This is a genomic window from Mesoterricola sp. JemC181 (assembly GCF_055384585.1).
The window spans coordinates 974384-991390 of sequence record NZ_AP045076.1; the positions used below are offsets into that span (position 1 = coordinate 974384).

The 17007-nt window shown below is 67.9% G+C and carries 16 protein-coding genes; 7 read left to right on the plus strand and 9 right to left on the minus strand.

Features of this window, described 5'->3' with window-relative positions; all coding sequences use genetic code 11:
- Positions 1-7: 7 nt before the first annotated feature.
- The gene (locus tag ACZ5MC_RS04410) at positions 8-2221 is read right to left on the minus strand and encodes a DPP IV N-terminal domain-containing protein (protein WP_464517117.1); all 2214 of its coding nucleotides are present in this window, start codon (positions 2219-2221) and stop codon (positions 8-10) included.
- 286 nt (positions 2222-2507) lie between these two features.
- Between ACZ5MC_RS04410 and ACZ5MC_RS04415 the strand changes: the two genes are divergently transcribed.
- The 3 genes from ACZ5MC_RS04415 to ACZ5MC_RS04425 all read left to right on the plus strand — a co-directional run bounded on the left by ACZ5MC_RS04415 (position 2508) and on the right by ACZ5MC_RS04425 (position 5206).
- Entirely contained in the window at positions 2508-3398 is an 891-nt protein-coding gene (locus ACZ5MC_RS04415) for a response regulator (protein ID WP_306599094.1), read from the plus strand.
- Between the two features lie 127 nt (positions 3399-3525).
- Positions 3526-4566: an IS630 family transposase gene (locus ACZ5MC_RS04420; RefSeq protein WP_306597910.1), complete on the plus strand. Its 1041-nt coding sequence runs from the start codon at positions 3526-3528 to the stop codon at positions 4564-4566.
- A 220-nt stretch (positions 4567-4786) separates the two neighbouring features.
- Positions 4787-5206, plus strand: a complete 420-nt coding sequence (locus tag ACZ5MC_RS04425; RefSeq protein WP_464517118.1) for a GxxExxY protein — start codon at positions 4787-4789, stop codon at positions 5204-5206.
- Between the two features lie 58 nt (positions 5207-5264).
- Here the strand turns inward: ACZ5MC_RS04425 and ACZ5MC_RS04430 are convergent, their stop codons facing one another.
- Genes ACZ5MC_RS04430 through ACZ5MC_RS04440 form a run of 3 tightly spaced genes read right to left on the minus strand, consistent with a single transcriptional unit; the run spans position 5265 to position 7388 of the window.
- Entirely contained in the window at positions 5265-6329 is a 1065-nt protein-coding gene (locus tag ACZ5MC_RS04430) for a radical SAM protein (RefSeq protein ID WP_464517119.1), read from the minus strand.
- Positions 6326-6754 carry a radical SAM-associated putative lipoprotein gene (locus ACZ5MC_RS04435; RefSeq protein WP_306599096.1) on the minus strand — a complete coding sequence of 143 codons (429 nt, stop codon included), beginning with the start codon at positions 6752-6754 and terminating at the stop codon, positions 6326-6328. Before ACZ5MC_RS04435 ends, ACZ5MC_RS04430 begins: the two co-directional genes overlap by 4 nt.
- 40 nt (positions 6755-6794) lie before the next feature.
- Positions 6795-7388: an NAD(P)H-dependent oxidoreductase gene (locus ACZ5MC_RS04440; protein ID WP_306599097.1), complete on the minus strand. Its 594-nt coding sequence runs from the start codon at positions 7386-7388 to the stop codon at positions 6795-6797.
- A 43-nt stretch (positions 7389-7431) separates the two neighbouring features.
- Here ACZ5MC_RS04440 and ACZ5MC_RS04445 point away from each other — a divergent pair, with 43 nt between their 5' ends.
- The gene (locus tag ACZ5MC_RS04445) at positions 7432-7761 is read left to right on the plus strand and encodes a DHCW motif cupin fold protein (RefSeq protein WP_306599099.1); all 330 of its coding nucleotides are present in this window, start codon (positions 7432-7434) and stop codon (positions 7759-7761) included.
- On the opposite strand, the gene ACZ5MC_RS04450 is transcribed toward ACZ5MC_RS04445, so the two are convergent.
- The 5 genes from ACZ5MC_RS04450 to ACZ5MC_RS04470 all read right to left on the minus strand — a co-directional run bounded on the left by ACZ5MC_RS04450 (position 7748) and on the right by ACZ5MC_RS04470 (position 13340).
- Positions 7748-8641 carry a LysR family transcriptional regulator gene (locus tag ACZ5MC_RS04450; protein ID WP_464517120.1) on the minus strand — a complete coding sequence of 298 codons (894 nt, stop codon included), beginning with the start codon at positions 8639-8641 and terminating at the stop codon, positions 7748-7750. The two genes, ACZ5MC_RS04445 and ACZ5MC_RS04450, sit on opposite strands and share 14 nt — an antisense overlap.
- 13 nt (positions 8642-8654) lie before the next feature.
- A complete protein-coding gene (locus tag ACZ5MC_RS04455) occupies positions 8655-9623 on the minus strand; it encodes a 2-hydroxyacid dehydrogenase (RefSeq protein WP_464517121.1) in 969 nt (322 codons plus the stop codon).
- A 22-nt stretch (positions 9624-9645) separates the two neighbouring features.
- Positions 9646-10617 (minus strand): hydroxymethylglutaryl-CoA lyase, encoded by a 972-nt coding sequence (locus ACZ5MC_RS04460; protein WP_464517122.1) that lies wholly within the window; start codon positions 10615-10617, stop codon positions 9646-9648.
- Positions 10614-11810 (minus strand): CaiB/BaiF CoA transferase family protein, encoded by a 1197-nt coding sequence (locus ACZ5MC_RS04465; protein ID WP_306599103.1) that lies wholly within the window; start codon positions 11808-11810, stop codon positions 10614-10616. Before ACZ5MC_RS04465 ends, ACZ5MC_RS04460 begins: the two co-directional genes overlap by 4 nt.
- A 90-nt stretch (positions 11811-11900) precedes the next feature.
- Positions 11901-13340 (minus strand): MFS transporter, encoded by a 1440-nt coding sequence (locus ACZ5MC_RS04470; protein ID WP_306599104.1) that lies wholly within the window; start codon positions 13338-13340, stop codon positions 11901-11903.
- Between the two features lie 298 nt (positions 13341-13638).
- On the opposite strand from ACZ5MC_RS04470, the gene ACZ5MC_RS04475 reads away from it, so the two are divergent.
- Genes ACZ5MC_RS04475 through ACZ5MC_RS04485 form a run of 3 tightly spaced genes read left to right on the plus strand, consistent with a single transcriptional unit; the run spans position 13639 to position 16925 of the window.
- Positions 13639-15303, plus strand: a complete 1665-nt coding sequence (locus tag ACZ5MC_RS04475) for an L-lactate permease (protein WP_464517123.1) — start codon at positions 13639-13641, stop codon at positions 15301-15303.
- A gap of 39 nt (positions 15304-15342) precedes the next feature.
- Positions 15343-15756 (plus strand): cupin domain-containing protein, encoded by a 414-nt coding sequence (locus ACZ5MC_RS04480; RefSeq protein ID WP_306599106.1) that lies wholly within the window; start codon positions 15343-15345, stop codon positions 15754-15756.
- 17 nt (positions 15757-15773) lie between these two features.
- Positions 15774-16925 (plus strand): aminotransferase class V-fold PLP-dependent enzyme, encoded by a 1152-nt coding sequence (locus ACZ5MC_RS04485; RefSeq protein ID WP_464517124.1) that lies wholly within the window; start codon positions 15774-15776, stop codon positions 16923-16925.
- Positions 16926-17007 lie beyond the last annotated feature (82 nt).

Here is a 17007-nt window from a genome sequence, read left to right on the forward strand (position 1 = left end):
CCGGTCGTCAATCGAGCAGATTCCGCTTCAGGAATGCCATGATCCTCTCGGCCTCCCGCATCGCCAGCAGCGGGTTCTCGGACCCGGCAAGGTGGGTCCCGGCCATGGGCAGGAATTCGAACGGCCTTCCCGCGCGGAAGAGGGCATCCATCAGTTTCAGGCTGTGGAGGATCAGGACGTTGTCATCGGCCAGCCCATGGATGATGAACAGGGGGCGGGAGAGCTGGTCGGCGTACGTCATCACGCTGCTGGCCGCGTAGCCCTCCGGGTTCGCCGAGGGCAGGTCCAGGTACCGCTCCGTATAGGCCGTGTCATAGTCCAGCCAGTCCGTGACGGCGGAAATGGCGACGCCGCACCGGAACACGTCGGGGCGGCGGAGGGTGGCCATGGCCGTGAAGTACCCGCCGAAGGAGGCCCCCATGACCCCCACCCGGCCCAGATCTATTTCCGGGAATTTCCTGGCCAGCAGCCGGAGCCCGGCAACCTGGTCCTCCAGGGCGGCGTCGATGAGGTTGCCTTTGATGGCACGCTCCCAATCCCTTCCATGGCCCGGGGTTCCCCTGCCGTCCAGGCCCACCACGATGAAACCCTGGTCCGCCTGCCACTGGTCATGCATGTAGGCCCTGGGCGTGGCGCGGACGACCTTTGCCGAGGGGCCCGCGTAGACACGGAGGATCACCGGGTATTTCCGGCCAGGCTTGAAATCCCTCGGGCGGACCAGGTATGCGTCGAAGGTTCTCGATTCCCCCACAGTGGGCAGTTCCAGGGAGGGAAGGAAGGGGGGCTTTTCGGCGACGGAGGGAAGCTCGGCCAGGGACCTGCCCATGGCATCACAGACCCGCGCGCCCTGGGACCCGTCCATCAGGTCGAAACAGTCGATCCAGGCCGCATGATCCTGCGCGAAGGCACCCGTGTGGCGACCCGCTCCGCGGGACAACTGGACGGGTGTGCCCCCATTCAGGGACAGGCGGAAGAGGTGTCTTTCCCGAGCATCTGCCCCCCCGGACAGGACCAGCGTCCGTGAGGACGGATCCACATCCTCCACCCCCGTGACTTCGAATCCTTGAGGCGTGAGGGCACGCTGGAACGCCCCGTTCGCGCCATGAAGCTCCAGCTGCCTGCTGCCGTTCCGGTCGGTGATCCAGAGGAAGGCGCTTCCGTCCGGCAACCAGTGGGGAATCTCCCCGAAGCCCTCGAAACTGACCCAGGCTGGGTCCTTCTCGATCAGCAGGCCCGTGGTGGCGCCATTGGCGGGATCGACTTTCAGGAGGGTCGTTTCCCGTTGGTCCCGTGTGAGGAACTGGAGGGTCAGCGGGGCCCTGCCGGCCCACTTCACCCGCACGAGGTAGGGATAGCGTTCGGAGTCCCACTGCACCCAACGGACCGGTCCCCCTGTCGCCTCGACGATGCCCAGGCGGACCTTGGCATTGTTCCTACCGGCTCTGGGGTAGCGGGCAACCTCTGGAGGACTGAAAGGATCGGACAAGTTCGGGAAATGGAGTCTCTCGACGTCCGAGGTATCCGCCTCCTCGAAGAGGAGGTGCTTGGAGTCGGGGGCCCACCAGTAGCCGCTCTCGCGTTCAAGTTCCTCCTGCGCGGCGAATTCGGCGAGCCCGCGCGTGAGGGTTTCGGTGGCCCCGGTGGTCACGGAACGATCCGTTCCGGTGGCCACCTCCAGCACATGGAGGTCACCAGCCCGCACCGCGGCCACCCGGGTTCCGTCCGGCGAGAACCTGGGATCGATCCACCCGCTCCCGGGGAGTTCGACGACTTCGCCCGTGGCGCGGTCGGCCACGTAGGAACGTCCCGAAAGCCCCAGGAGAACGCGCTTCCCGTCCCCGGAAAGCAGGAAGGACGTTATTCCACTTCGCGTCTCCCGCATACGCTCCCGGCGGGCCTTCTCCTCGGGACTCAGCTTCTCGGCAGCACCTTTGAGGAGGGTCTCCGGGCTGAGCCATTCCCTGGTCCGGCCCGTGGCGAGGTCCATCTCAAACAGGCAAAGCCGGGTGTCCCGGGGGCCGCTGCGCAGGAAAAGGACCGACTTGCCGTCGGGGGTCAGGGTCGCGTGAACGGGCATCCCGTTGGTGAAGCCCCGGGTCTCCGAGAGGTCCTTGAAATAGGTCGATCCGGATGCGGCGGAAGGCGCCTTGACTTCAGGCTGGGATCCCGCGAGAAGAGGAGCCCAGAGGAGGACGGAAAGGAGAGGAAGGCTGCGATGCATTGTTTCTCCCGAACGGATGTCAGACTGGGAACCGGCCACTCCTTGATCGAAGTGCCTCAACAGCTTCTGGGTTGTGCAATACCGGACATCATCGCCTACGGCGCGTTCTTTGCCTAGCCGACCGATCGAAGTCCACGGTGTTGATTCGTGGATCGGGGCGGCTCCTGCGGCCGTCCTGCCGGACAGGTCCCTTTTCCCCGTTGGAGGGGCCAGCCTCTGCGATGATGGGCGTCGACTCGGTCCTTCCACATCCAAGGCCGCCCACTCCGCTCCCCGGAGGAGTTCCATGCCCCGTCCGAAGATCCTGATCGTGGAAGACGACGACCTCACCTCGTCCCTGCTCAAGGGCACGCTGGCGCGGGAGGGCTACGACATCACCCTGGCCGGCGACGGGCTCGCGGCCCTGGACATCCTGGGCGACGATTCCGGGTTCGCCGCCGTGCTCCTGGACCGCCTCATGCCCCGCATGGACGGGCTCGAGGTCCTCAAGCGGATGAAGGCCACCCCGGGGTTCAAGGACATCCCCGTGGTGCTCGAGACGGCGCTGGACGGCGAAGGGGACATCCGGGAGGGGCTGAAGGCCGGCGCGCTGCACTACCTGGTCAAGCCGCTCGACCCCCGGATGGTGGTCCAGGTGGTGGACTCGGCGGTGCGGGAATTCGAGACGAGGAAGAAGCTCTACGCCGAACTCGACAGCATCCGCGCCGCCATGGGCCTGGTGCGCCGGGGCGTCTTCCACGTGCACACCCTCGAGCAGTGCGGGGACCTGGCCGCGCTGCTGGCCAAGGCCTGCCCGGATCCCAGGCGCTCCGTGACCGGGATCCTGGAGCTGCTGGTCAATGCCGTGGAGCACGGCAACCTGGGGATCACCTACGAGGAGAAGACCGAGCTCATCGCCTCCCACGAATGGGCGGGCGAGATCGAGCGCCGCCAGGAGCTTCCCCGGAACCGCAAGCGGCGGGTGGAGGTCACCCTGACGCGCCTGGCCGCAGCCACCCGGATCCGGATCCAGGACATGGGCGAAGGGTTTCACTGGCAGGACTTCGAGGGCGTCAACCCGGGCCGGATGTTCGACAGCCACGGGCGGGGCATCCTCCTGGCCAAGTGGGAGGCCTTCGACCGGGTGGAGTACCTCGGGAACGGCAACTGCGTCGTGGCGGAAATCGCCCACACCTAGCTAGTGTAGGCCGCCAGAAATACCTGTAACGCCAATACAGCTCGTCGCATCCAAGCGGCAGGTGAGAACTTTGGCGCAAGTGGGGCGAGTTGATCTAACTGTGGAGCAATTCAGACGCCTTGAGGAAATGGCGCGGAGCCGGACCTTGCCTGCGCGCAGCGTCCTGCGGGCCAAGATTGTTCTTCATCGAGCTTCTGGCGAGTCCTTTCGTGACATCGGCCAGGCTTTGGGCTGTGATCATCGGACTGCTTGGCAATGCCTCAAGCGATGGGAGGAAGCGGGCTTCGATGGCCTCGAGAGGGAACGCCCAGGTCGAGGCCGGAAGTCTTGGGTGATTGCTTTGAAGGGGCAAGAGGTGCTCCATAAGACGACGCAGGAACAGCCCGTCAATGCCACGCACTGGAGCCGGGCCTCCATGGCGCAGGCCACCGGGGTGAGCGAGAGCACGGTGGGACGCATTTGGCGTCAGAATGGCCTCAAGCCGCACCGCACCGTTGGTTTCAAGTTAAGCAACGATCCTCATTTCGAAGAGAAGTTGGTGGACATCGTGGCCCTGTATCTGGACCCTCCGGAGCATGCCATCGTGCTGAGCGTAGATGAGAAGAGCCAGATTCAGGCCCTGGACCGGACTCAGCCTGGCCTACCGATGAAGAAGGGTCGCTGCGGCACCATGACGCACGACTACAAGCGCAATGGAACGACCACCCTCTTTGCGGCCATGAACACGCTGGATGGTACGGTGATCTCGGCCACGATGCCACGTCATCGCCATGAGGAGTGGCTGAAGTTCCTCAAGCGGCTTGAGCGGGGTACGTCGAAGCGACTCGCTCTGCACATCATTTGCGACAACTACGCCACCCACAAACATCCGGCGGTCAAAAGCTGGTTGAAAGGCCATTCGAGGGTCCACGTTCACTTCACCCCCACCAGTTCATCGTGGTTGAACATGGTGGAGCGATTTTTCCGAGACATCACGGAGAACCGCATCCGAAGGGGTATTTTCAGATCCGTCCCGGAACTCGAAGCAGCGATCCACACCTATATCGCGAGACACAATGCCGCTCCGAAACCATTTGTTTGGACCGCGTCCGCGAACGATATCCTCGCCAAGGTGACACGAGCACGGCAGGCCCTCGCGGCCATTCGGACGGCCTCTGCCAAGGGTTGACGGCGAACCTGCCTTTTTCTTTTCCTCGGTATCCTCGGCCTCCTCGGCGCCTCGGCGATGGCTTTCTCAAGTATCAGTCGGCGCAAAGATTACATGCGCCGAAGCACCCGTCGAAAAGCCCATCGCCGAGGCGCCGAGGAGGCCGAGGATACCGAGGAAAGAATTCTGGCCTGAACGTCCCGGCGTGATTGAGCGCACTCCTGACCCGAAGGAGGAAGTCATGGGTCGGCATTGGGGCGAAGATTGGGGCGACAACTATCCCCATCGAGATATCACCGAAGCCATCATCCTCGCTGCCATCAGGGTGCAGATAGTTCTGGGGCCTGGACTCCTGGAAAATGCCTACAAGGCTTGCCTCGCCCATGAACTCAGGTTGGCCGGACACGAGGCCCTACGCGAGGTTCACCTCGACATCACCTACAAGGAATTGTGCGTCGCGAATGCCTACATCATGGATATCGTGGTGGACCACAAGGTGGTCGTCGAGGCGAAGGCCATTGCGAAGTTTTCGGATGCCGACTTCGCCCAACTGAATAGCTGCCTCCACTTTGCAAATTTCGAAGTGGGCCTGCTGATCAATTTTCATAACTGGCCCCTCAAGGACGGGGGCACCAAGCGACTCGTCAACACCAAGCCCTGAACTGGACCCGAGGCGAAGGGGGGGGACAAGGTGTTACCTGTTCTTCTGGCGGCCTACACTAGTCGAGCCCGAACCTCCGGTGGTGGCAGACCTTCGGCGCCCGCCCCCCGGGTTCCCACAGGTGGAAGGCGTTGCCCTGGCACAGGCCCCACTCCCCGCACGCGGAGCAGTCCCCCTGGCGCATCCAGCTCCGGTCGCGGAAGGCCTGGAAGCGGGTGTTCCACACGTCCATGAAGGCGTCCCGGTGGATGTTGCCCTGCGCGAACCGGCGGTCGATGTTGGGACAGGCCAGGACCGCCCCGTCCACCATGATCCCGCCGATGTTGATGCCCGCGCGGCAGAAGTAGGGCTGGTCCCGCACCCGGCACTCGAAGCGGCCCAGGAAGCCGGATTCCGCGTAGACCACGTCCAGGCCTCCGCGCGCGCGGAAGCCCTCGATGCGCTCCATGAGGGTCCGGAATTCCTCCGCCGCCAGCAGCAGGGCGGGGTCCTCCGCGGCGCGGCCGATGGGGTCGATGGTGAAGATGCGCCAGTGCTTCAGGCCGGCCTCCATGAGGAAGGTCCGGAAGGCCTCCAGCCGGGGCAGGTTGCGGGGGTTCACGCAGGTCACCACGTCCAGGGCCTGCCAGAAGGGGTCCGCCAGCAGGCCCTTGAGGGTCGCCAGGGCCCCGCGGAAGGAGCCCTCCCGGCCCCGGAGCCAGTCGTGGTCCTCCTCGAAGCCGTCCAGGCTCACGGTGACGCTGGCCATGGACGCGGCCTTGGCGGAGGCGAAGGCCTGCGGGCCCCAGGCCAGGCCGTTGGTGACCATCCCCCAGGGGAAGCCCAGCCGGTGGATGGCGGCGCCCAGGTCGAAGACGCCGGCGTAGCAGAGGGGTTCGCCCCCGGAGAGGACCACCATGACCCCGTGGGGGTCCTGGGCCGCGGCGATGCCCTCCAGGGCGCGGAGCACCGCCTCCCGGGGCAGGGGCGGCGCGGTGGCGTCGCGGGTGCAGTCGCTGCCGCAGTGCCGGCAGGCCAGGTTGCAGGCCCGGGTGAGCTCCACGAAGAGGTAGGAGAGGCGATGGTGCCGCGCCTCCAGGCGCCGGAAGGACGGCAGCAGGGCGCGCCGGAGCCAGGGCCTCACGGCCTGGCCAGCTTGATGGCCAGGCCCTCCTGCTCCCAGGCGCCATAGAAGAACCTGCCGTCCCCGGGGGCGGTCTGGACGAGGTTCAGGGTGACCGTCGCCTGGCTGTAGGCGCCATTGGCGGCGCCGTCCACATCGGTGGCCGTCAGGGGGCAGGACGGGCAGTACCAGCCGGTCCAGGTGAAGGAGAAGACGCCGTCCGCGCCCGACCTGGCCGTGGCGCCCTGGAAGTCCACCCGGATGCCCGGGACGGGCAGGCCCGTGGCGGCGTCGGTGACGGTGCCGCCCACCCTGTAGGTGGCCGACGGCGTGCCATAGGTGGGGACGGGGGCCCCGTAGGCGGGCGTGCCGCCCACGCAGCTCACCACGGCGATGCCCAGGGCGGAACCCAGGCACCGCATGAGCCACTGCTCAAACCGATTCATGGTCGCCTCCGGGGATAGGACGATTGTGCCACCGTTCCGGTCAGAACGTCCGGCCTGTCTCCCGGGCCCGGAGCAGGAGCTCCGCCCGCACCTCGGGCGCGTTCCCCGACAGGCCGCCCAGCAGCTCCAGCCGGGCCTCCGGGATGCCCACGCCCAGCAGGCGGTCCTCCACCATCACGCGGTGGTGGGCCTCCCGGAGGCCCAGGGCGTCGAGCTTCTCGTCGGTGTGGCCCGCCGGGCAGAGGGCCAGGGCCTTGCGCACGGGCAGGCGGGTGGTGCGGCTGCGGTCGGCCTCGTAGGCGTAGGCATAGCCGTAGGTCCACACCCGGTCGAACCAGCCCTTGAGGATGGCGGGCACGTCGGACCACCAGAAGGGGTAGCAGAACACCAGGCCCTCGGCCCGGTCCAGCCGCGCCTGCTCCGCCACCACGTCCGCCGGGCGAAGCGCCGCCGGGTCCAGGGCCGTCTCCAGCCCGAACTGGGCCTCGGCCAGGAGGGGGTCGAAGCCCTCCTGGTAGAGGTCCGCGAATTCCAGGGTGTGCCCGGCCTCCCGCAGGCCCTCGGCGAAGGCCGCGGCCACCTCCCCGGTGAAGGAAGCCCGGCGCGGATGGGCGAAAATGAGCAGGACATGCATGAAAAAGCTCCTCCAGGCAGAGAATGGAACAAGGAGACCGACGATGCAAATGACCGATATCCCCTTCGCCGCCACCGACTGGTCCCAGGTGGAACCCACCGAGCATCCCGGCGTTACCGGCCGGGCCCTCTGGCGCACCCGCCAGTTCGGCGCCATCCGGGTGCGCATGGTGGAGTATTCCCCCGGCTACCTGGCGGACCACTGGTGCTCCAAGGGCCACGTGCTGCTCTGCCTGGAGGGGGAGCTGCACACGGAACTGGAGGACGGACGGAGGTTCGTCCTGCGGCCCGGGATGAGCTACCAGGTGGCGGACCAGGCCGAGGCCCACCGGTCCGCGGCGCCTTCCGGGGCGAGGCTCTTCATCGTGGATTGAGGTGCTTCAGGAGCATCCGAACGGGCTTGGCGGCGGCGCGCACATCCCTCAGGCCCAGGAGGAGGTGGCGCTCAGCCCAGGGCTCGGCGAGGGTGACGAGGCGCAGGTCCAGGGACGCAACCATGGCCTTGACGGCGTTGCGGGGCAGCACGGCCACGCCCATGCCGGCGGCCACCATCAGGCACACCGCGTCGAAGCTGCGCACCTGGATGCGCAGCTTCAGGGTGCGGCCCATGGCCTCGGACTCGGTCTTCATGCGCTTGGCCAGGGACGTGGCCCGGGGCAGGCTGACGAAATCGTAGTCCACCAGGTCCTCGAGGCGCACGGAGCGCCTGCGGGCGAGGGGGTGGCCGCGGGGCACCACTACGGCCAGGCGGTCCTCCCGGTAGGGCAGCACCTGCAGCCCCAGGGCGGGGGTGCGGTCGGCGAAAATGCCCAGGTCGGCCCGGCCGTCCAGCAGGGCCAGGACGATCTCGGAGCTGTTCTGCTCCTCCAGTTCGATGCGGATGCCGGGGTTGGCGGCGGCGAAGGAAGCCAGGTCGCCCGGGAGGAACTGCGTGACCGCGGAGATGTTGGCCCAGAGCCGCACCACGCCCAGGCTGCCCGAGGCGTAGTCGGAAAGGTCGGCCACCAGCAGGTCCACGTCGCTGAGGACGCGGTGGGCGTGCTGGAGCAGGGACTGGCCGGCGGGCGTGAGGGCCACGCCCCGGGAGGACCGTTTCAGCAGCTCGGCGCCCAGGGTCGCTTCCAGGTCGGACAGCCGCTTGCTGGCGGCCCCCACCGCCAGGTTGGCCAGCCCGGCCCCCTTGCTGATGCTGCCCGTGCGCGCCACCAGGGTGAACAGCGACAGGGAGGCCAGGTCAACGCGGGGGACGTTCATGGCGGGCACCCTCCTAGAGCACGGCCGGGTTGACGCAGGTCTGGGGGGGCTTGCCCGCCAGCACGCTCAGGACGTTGTCCACCGCCGTCATGCCCATGGCCAGCCGGGTCCGGAAGGTGGCCGAGGCCGTGTGGGGCACGATGACCACGTTCTCCAGGCCTGTCAGACCGGGCGTCAGGCGGGGCTCGTTCTCGAAGACGTCCAGGCCCGCGCCCCAGATGACCTTGTCCCTCAGGGCGGCGACGAGCGCCTCCTCGTCCACCAGCGGGCCGCGTCCGGTGTTGACGAGGACGGCGGTGGGCTTCATGGCGGCCAGTTCGGCGGCGCCGATGAAGTGGCGGGTGGCGGGCAGCAGGGGCAGGTGGAGGGAGAGGAAGTCCGATTCGCGCAGCAGGGTGGCCTTGTCCACGAAGGTGGCCCCGCACGTCCGCTCCAGTTCGGGCGACGGCTGGAGGTCGTGGTAGATCACCCGCATGTCGAAGGCGGCCGCCTTGGCCGCGAACTTCGAGCCGATGCGGCCCGCGCCGGCCACGCCCAGGGTCATGTGGTCCACGTCCCGGCCCAGGAACTGCAGGGGCCCCCAGCCGGCCCACTGGCCCGAGCGCAGGAAGCGCTCGGTCTCGGGGATGCGGCGGGCGGCGGCCAGCAGCAGGGCCCAGGCGTGGGTGGCGGTGGCCTCGTCCAGCACCTTGGGCGTGTTGGTGAGGATCACCCCGCGCGCCGTGGCGGCGTCCACGTCGAAGTTGTTGTAGCCGACCGCGTAGTTCGCGAAGATCCGGCACCGGGGCCCCGCGGCGTCCAGCACCTCGCCGTCGATGGTGTCGGTGAGCAGGGTGATGACGGCGTCCCGGCCGCGCACCTCCCGCAGCAGCTCCTCCCGGGTCAGCGGCCGGTCGTGGGGGTTGATGTCCACGTCATGGCAGCGGCGCAGGGCGTCGAGGGGTTCCTGGGGGAGCATGCGGGTGACGTAGACGTTGGCCATCGTGGCGCTCCTCGCTTCGGACCTAGCGGGCGAGGGCCCGCTGGCGGATGGTTTCGAAATCGGCGGGGACCGGGTGCAGGTCCAGCCTTCGGCCGGCCTTGACGATCTGGCTGGGGACCTCGTGGCCCAGCATACCCGGAAGCCGGCGGGCCGCGGCGATGAGCCGGGGGAGATCGAGGCCGGTCTGGAAGCCCATGAGTTCCAGGGCGTGGGCCAGTTCCTCCGTGCAGACGTTGCCGGTGGCGCCGGGGGCGTAGGGGCAGCCGCCGATGCCGCCCAGGGAGGCGTCGAAGCGGTCCGCCCCGGCGTCCAGCCCGGCCAGGGCGTTGGCCAGGCCCAGGCCCCGGGTGTTGTGCAGGTGCAGGGTCAGCTCGGCCTGGGGCCACCTCTGGCGGAAGGCGCCGGCGAGGCCGGCCACCTGCCCGGGGAAGGCCATGCCGGTGGTGTCGCAGAGGGTGATGTGGTCCACGCCCAGCTCCCCGATGTAGCGGGCGCACCAGTCCAGCACGGAGGACGGGGGCACCTCCCCCTCCATGGGGCAGCCGAAGGCGCAGGACAGCGAGATGTTCACCGCGGTCCCGGACGGGCGGGCCAGGGCCGCCACCTCGGCCAAGGCGGCGAAGGACTGGTCCCGGGTCATGCGCAGGTTGGTGAGGTTGTGGGTCCCGCTGGCGGACATGACCAGGTTCAGTTCGTCCGTGCGGGCCAGGATGGCCCTCTCGGCGCCGCGCACGTTGGGCACCAGGGCGCTGTACACGACCCCTGGCTCTCGCCGGATACCCTGCATCACGGCGTCGGCGTCGGCCAGGGCGGGGATGGCCTTGGGCGAGGTGAAGGAGGAGACCTCGATCTTGGTGAGGCCGGTCAGGGACAGCTCGTCGATGAGGGCGATCTTGGCTTCGGTGGGGACGAAGGCCTTCTCGGCCTGGAGGCCGTCGCGGGTGCCCACTTCCTGCAGGTGGACGCGCCTTCCGGCGCCTTCCCAGGCGCTCATGCGATCACCCCCTTGGCGCGCAGCTCGGCCAGGGCCGCTTCGGAGACGCCCGCCTCGCGCAGCACGGACTCGGTGTGCTCGCCCAGGGCCGGCGCCGGGGTGCGCAGGGTGCCCGGGGTCAGGGAGAGCTTGGGCACCACGCCGGGCACCTCCAGGGGGGTGCCGTCGGGCAGCGCGGTGGTGAGGATCATGTCGCGGCTGCGGTAGTGCGGGTCGGCGCAGATGTCCTTGGCTGTGTAGATCCGGCCCGAGGGCACCCGGGCGTCGTCCAGGGCCTGGAGCACCTCGTCCAGGCTGCGCTCCCGGCTCCACGCGCCGATGGCGGCGTCCAGCTCCGCGGCGCGGGCGGCGCGGCCGGCGTTGCCCGCCAGGCCCGGATCCTCGCCCAGGTCCCGGCGCCCGATCTTCTCCATCAGGCGCTTGAAGATCCCGTCCCCGTTGCCGGCGATGAGGGCGTAGCCGTCGGCGCAGGCGTAGGCGTTGGTGGGCGCGATGCCGGGCAGGGCGCTGCCCGTGGCCTCCCGCACGGCGCCGAAGGCGCTGTACTCCGGCACCAGGCTCTCCATGACGTTGAACACGGCCTCGTAGAGCGCCACGTCGATCACCTGGCCCTCGCCGGCGGCGTCCCGGTGGCGCAGGGCCAGCAGCACGCCGATGACCCCGTGCAGGGCCGCCAGGGTGTCCCCGATGGAGACGCCGCAGCGCACCGGCACCCGTCCCGGCTCGCCTGTGAGGTACCTCAGGCCGCCCATGGCCTCGCCGATGACGCCGAAGCCCGGCCGGTCCCGGTAGGGCCCGGTCTGGCCGTAGCCCGACAGGCGCAGCATGACGAGCCTGGGATTGAGGGCGTGCAGCTCCTCCCACCCCAGCCCCCAGCCCTCGAGGGTGCCGGGCCGGAAGTTCTCGATGACGACGTCGGCCTCCTTCACCAGGTCGCGCACGATCCGCTGCGCCTCGGCCTTGCGCAGGTCCAGCGCCACGGAGCGCTTGTTGCGGGACTGCACCTGCCACCAGAGGGAGGTGCCGTCCTTGATCATGCGCCAGGCGCGCAGCGGATCGCCGCCCTCGGGGGGCTCCACCTTGATCACGTCGGCCCCGAACTCGGCCAGCATCTTGGCGGCGAAGGGGCCGGCGATGAGCTGGCCCAGCTCGATCACGCGCAGGCCGGAAAGGGCGCTGGGGGTTGCGGTCATGGGGTTCTCCTGGATGCGGAGAAGTATGGGGGCCTCCCTCCTGCGAAAGAAGAACAAATGGGGAAACCCAGCCTTCTCGTTTAGAGAAAGCTAGGTCTCCATCCCCAGCGGAGCCTCGTCCCCGTCCGAATGCCCGCTCATGGCGTGCCCGGCGTTGCGGGGCAGGCGGGCGCTCACCGGGGAGGCCATGAAGGAGATGGCCGTCACCACCAGGAACGCGGCGGAGAAGTCGGACAGCTGGGGGCTGGCGTGGCCGGAGACCGCCATGGCCAGGGCCAGGATGGCCGAGGAGATGCAGATGCCCATGGAGAGCATCAGCTGCTGGAAGGTGGAGTAGAAGCTGGTGGCCGAGCTCATGCGGGGCTGGGAGATGTCGGCGTAGGCGACGGTGTTGAGGGCGGTGAACTGCAGGGACTGGAAGAACCCCCCCAGAAGCAGCACGCCGTGGATGAGGAGGACCGGCCACCCGGGGCGGAACAGGGCGCACGCGGCCAGGAAGGCCGAGGAGATCAGGCTGTTCCACATCAGCGTGTTGCGGAAGCCGAATCGGCGCAGGATGGGCGGCGCGGCGATCTTCATGAGGAAGGAGCCGGCGGCGGTGCTGAAGGTGATGAGGCCGCTCCGGGCCGCCGACATGCCGAAGCCCAGCTGCATCATCATGGGCAGCAGGAAGGGCAGGGCGCCCGCGGTGATGCGGGTGAGGGACCCGCCGATGACCGAGATTCCGAACGTGGAGATGCGCATCATCCCGAAGTCCAGGATGGGGTTGGCGGCGCGCCGGGCGTGGAGGACGTAGGCCGCCCCCGCCACCAGGCCGACGCCGATGATCAGGAGGGTCATGCCCAGGGAGATGCCGCCGCCGCGGCTGCCCATCTCCAGGCCGTACATCAGGCAGGACAGCGAGATGCAGGAGAGGAGGAAGCCCGTCACGTCGAACCGGCCGGGGTCCAGCTCCCTGATGTCCTCGATGTAGACCGTGGCCAGCCAGATGCCCAGGATCCCGATGGGCACGTTGATGTAGAAGATCCAGCGCCAGGAGAGGTAGGTGACGAGGAAGCCCCCCAGGGGCGGCCCCACCACCGGGCCGATGAGGGCGGGCACCATGAACCAGGACATGGCCGAGACCATGTCCTTGCGGGCCACGGTGCGCAGCAGCACCAGGCGGCCCACGGGGACCATCATGGCCCCGCCCATGCCCTGCAGGAACCGGGCGCAGACCAGGAAGAGGAGGCTGCCGGCCTGGCCGCACAGGATGGAGCCGGCCGTGAACACCAGGATCGCCAGCCGGAAGATGCGCCGGGCCCCGTAGCGGTCCGCGAAGTAGCCGCTGGCCGGGATGAAGATGGCGAGCCCCAGGAGGTAGGCGGTGAGGGCCGCGCTCATGTGCAGGGGGGAGACGGCGAAGCTCCGGGCCATGGTGGGCAGGGCGGTGGCCAGCACGGTGGAATCCAGCTGCTCCATGAAGAGGGCGCAGGCGATGATGATGGCCGTGGTGCGGAAACTGTGCGGGCGGGGGGTGGAAGGGGACATCCCCCAGAGAATACCGGACCCGGGCTCCGCCTCCGGGCAGGCACCAACCAGGTGGTCGGTATTTTAATAGGCTCTCAAGACGGGCCAAGCGTTCGCCGCGGCATTTATAAATTTATAAATATAACGACTTGACGCAAAAGACCTACGGGTCTCTAATTTCCGCATCCCTGCTAGTGCATCAATTAGTGATACCCACTCCTGCGAGGCCTCGTGACCCTTCGTCGAACCTCCGGCTCCGTCCCCGCTCGCGGGGCCTTCCACCGGACTGTCCAAACCCTGTGAGTGAAAGGACTGAACCATGCAGTGGAACCAGAACTACTCCGCCCTGAACGGGAGCCTGCTCCTGACGGCCCTGGTGGTGGCCATCCCCATCTTCTTCCTGTTCTGGGCCCTGGCGGTCAAGCGCATGAAGGGCCATGTGGCGGGGCCGATCACCCTGCTGATCACGATCGTCATCAGCGTCCTCGTGTACCGGATGCCCGTGAGCGCGGCCCTGTCGGCCTCGGCGCTCGGCATGGTCACCGGACTGTTCCCCATCGGCTGGATCATCCTCACCGCCGTGTTCCTCTTCAACCTGACCGTGGAGAGCGGCCAGTTCGAGATCATCAAGAGTTCCATCTCCTCCCTGTCCCCTGACCGGCGGATCCAGGCGCTGCTCATCGCCTTCTCCTTCTCCGCCTTCATGGAGGGCGTGGCGGGCCAGGGCGCTCCCGTCGCGGTCGCCGCGGCCATGCTCATCGGCCTGGGCTTCCCGGCCCTGCCGGCGGCCGTCATCTGCCTCGTGGCCAACACCCCGCCCGTGCCCTTCGGGCCCGTGGGCGTGCCGACCATGATGATGTCCACGGTGACCGGCATCCCCGCCACCACCATGGCCCGCGCCGTCGGCATCGACATGGCCTTCATGGCCCTGATCATCCCCTTCTTCATGGTGGTGGTCATGGTGGGCTTCAAGCGCGCCAAGGAAGTCATCCCCGCCTGCCTCGTGGCCGGCGTCAGCTACGCCGCGGCCTCCTTCGCGATCTCCACCTGGTTCGGGCCCGAGCTGCCCGCCATCGTGGCCTCCGTCGTGTCGCTGCTCTGCCTCGTGATCTTCCTGCGCTTCTGGCAGCCCGCGACCACCTGGACCTTCGAGGAGGACACCGCCGCCTCGCACGCCGCGGCCTCCGGCACCTATTCCGCCGGCCAGATCTTCAAGGCCTGGTCCCCCTTCCTCATCCTCATGGTGGTCATGGGCCTCTGGGGCACCCCCGCCTTCAAGGCCTACTGCACCAAGGCCCACCACTGGTTCGTGATGGTCCCGAGCTGGCCCTGGCTGAACGGCGTGGTCTTCAAGTCCGCCCCCATCGTCGCCAAGCCCGCCATGTACGGCGCCAACTACCGCTGGGACTGGCTCATCGCCCCCGGCACCGCCATGTTCATCTCCTCCCTGATCTCCATGGTTGTCCTGGGCATCAGCCCCGCCACGGGCACCCGGGTCTTCTTCAAGACCTTCAAGCAGCTCCGCTTCGCGCTCATCACCCTGGCCTCGGTCATCGGCCTGGGCTTCCTGGCCAACTACTCGGGCATGTCCTTCACCCTGGGCCTGGCCTTCGCCCAGCTGACCGGCATGGCGTTCCCCATCTTCTCGCCCGTCATCGGCCTCGTGGGCGTGTTCCTCACCGGCTCCGTGACCTCCTCGGCGGCCCTGTTCGGCAAGCTGCAGCAGGTCACCGCGGTGCACCTGGGACTGAATCCCGTCCTCACCACCAGCGCCAACCTCTTCGGCGGCGTCATGGGCAAGCTCATCTCCCCGCAGTCGATCGCCGTGGCCTGCGCCGCGGTGGGCCTGGTCGGGCACGAGACCGACATCTTCCGCAAGACGCTCAAGTATTCGATGATCCTGCTGTGCATGGTGATCGTCCTGGTGCTGCTCCAGGCCTTCGTCATCCCCGCCATCCTCCCCACCGCTCCCGCCGCCATTTAAGCGGTAGAATCGAACCTTCCCCGCATAGGAGAGACCGCCATGACCCTCACCGCCTATGAACCCGGTACGCTCAAGGGCCTGATCGATTCGACCCCGGCCGAGTCCATCCTCCTCCACCTCCGCGACGAATACGCCAAGCGCACCCTGCCCGAGAAGGGCGTGGACAGCGTGGTGGCGTACGACTGCCCCCGCACCCAGCTGATGGTGCGCACGGCCGTCAAGGGCACCCAGGTGGGGACCCACTTCCACACCGTCTGCGACGAGTACGTGATCGTGGTGGGCGGCAAGGGCGAGATCCTCGTCAACGGCGAGTGGAAGCCCGTGAAGATGGGCGACGTCCACGTCTGTCCCCGGGGGATCGTCCACGACACCCGCGCCCTGGAGGAGAACCTCCAGTACCTCTCGATCTTCACCCCCCATCTCCCTGCCGGCACCGACATCAACTGGCTCTAGTTCCAAGGAGGACTCCCATGCCCGCACTGCTTCCCAACATCGATCCCGATGGACTCATGGAGTTCTCGGTGGTCTACACCGACCGCGCCCTGAACCACATGTCCAAGAAGTTCCAGCTCGTCATGCGCGAGATGGACCGCATCCTCAAGCTCGTCTACAACGCCAAGGGCGTCGCCCTGGTCCCCGGCAGCGGCACCTTCGGCATGGAGGCCGTGGCCCGCCAGTTCTGCGCCGGCAAGAAGGCCCTGGTGATCCGCGACGGCTTCTTCAGCTTCCGCTGGTCCCAGATCTTCGACATGGGCGCGATCCCCTCCTCCCACGTGGTGCTCAAGGCCCACCGGATGGGGACCGACAAGCAGTCCCCCTGGGCGCCCACGCCCATCGCCGAGGTGGTCGCCGCCATCGCCGCCGAGAAGCCCGCCGTCGTCATCGCCCCCCACGTGGAGACGGCCGCCGGCATCATCCTCCCCGACGGCTACATCAAGGCCGTCACCGAGGCCACCCACGCCGTGGGCGGCCTGTTCGTCCTGGACTGCATCGCCTCCGGCTGCATGTGGGTCGACATGGAGGCCCTGGGCGTGGACGTGATCGTGAGCGCCCCCCAGAAGGGCTGGAGCGGCAGCCCCTGCGCCGCCATGGTCATGCTGAGCGAGAAGGCCAAGGCCGTCATGGCCGAGACCACCAGCTCCAGCTTCGCCTGCGACCTCAAGAAGTGGTCGTCCATCATGGACGCGTTCCTCAAGGGCGGCCACGCCTACCACGCCACCATGCCCACCGACGCCCTGGCCAAGGACTGCGCCGTCATGCAGGAGATGGAAGCCTACGGCTTCGAGAAGCTGCGCGCCGAGCAGGCCGAGCTGGGCGCCAAGGCCCGCCACCTGCTGGAAAGCTGCGGCCTCCCCAGCGTCGCCGCCGAGGGCTTCAAGGCCCCGGGCGTCGTGGTCAGCTTCACCACCGACCCCGACATCCAGTCCGGGAAGAAGTTCGTGGCCGCCGGCTACCAGATCGCCTCCGGCGTGCCCCTCCAGTGCGACGAGGGCCCGGACTTCATGACCTTCCGCCTCGGCCTCTTCGGCCTTGAGAAGCTGCACAACGTCGACCGCACCGTGGGCTTCCTCGCCGCGGCGCTGAAGGAAGTCGGCCTCCGCGAAGGCGTCCCGGCCCGCTAAGGGCTCCGGATGGATTCACCCGCCACCCTTGATTGAATCGTTGATTCAATCAAGGGTGGTTTTTTGGGCTTGAGGGAATCGT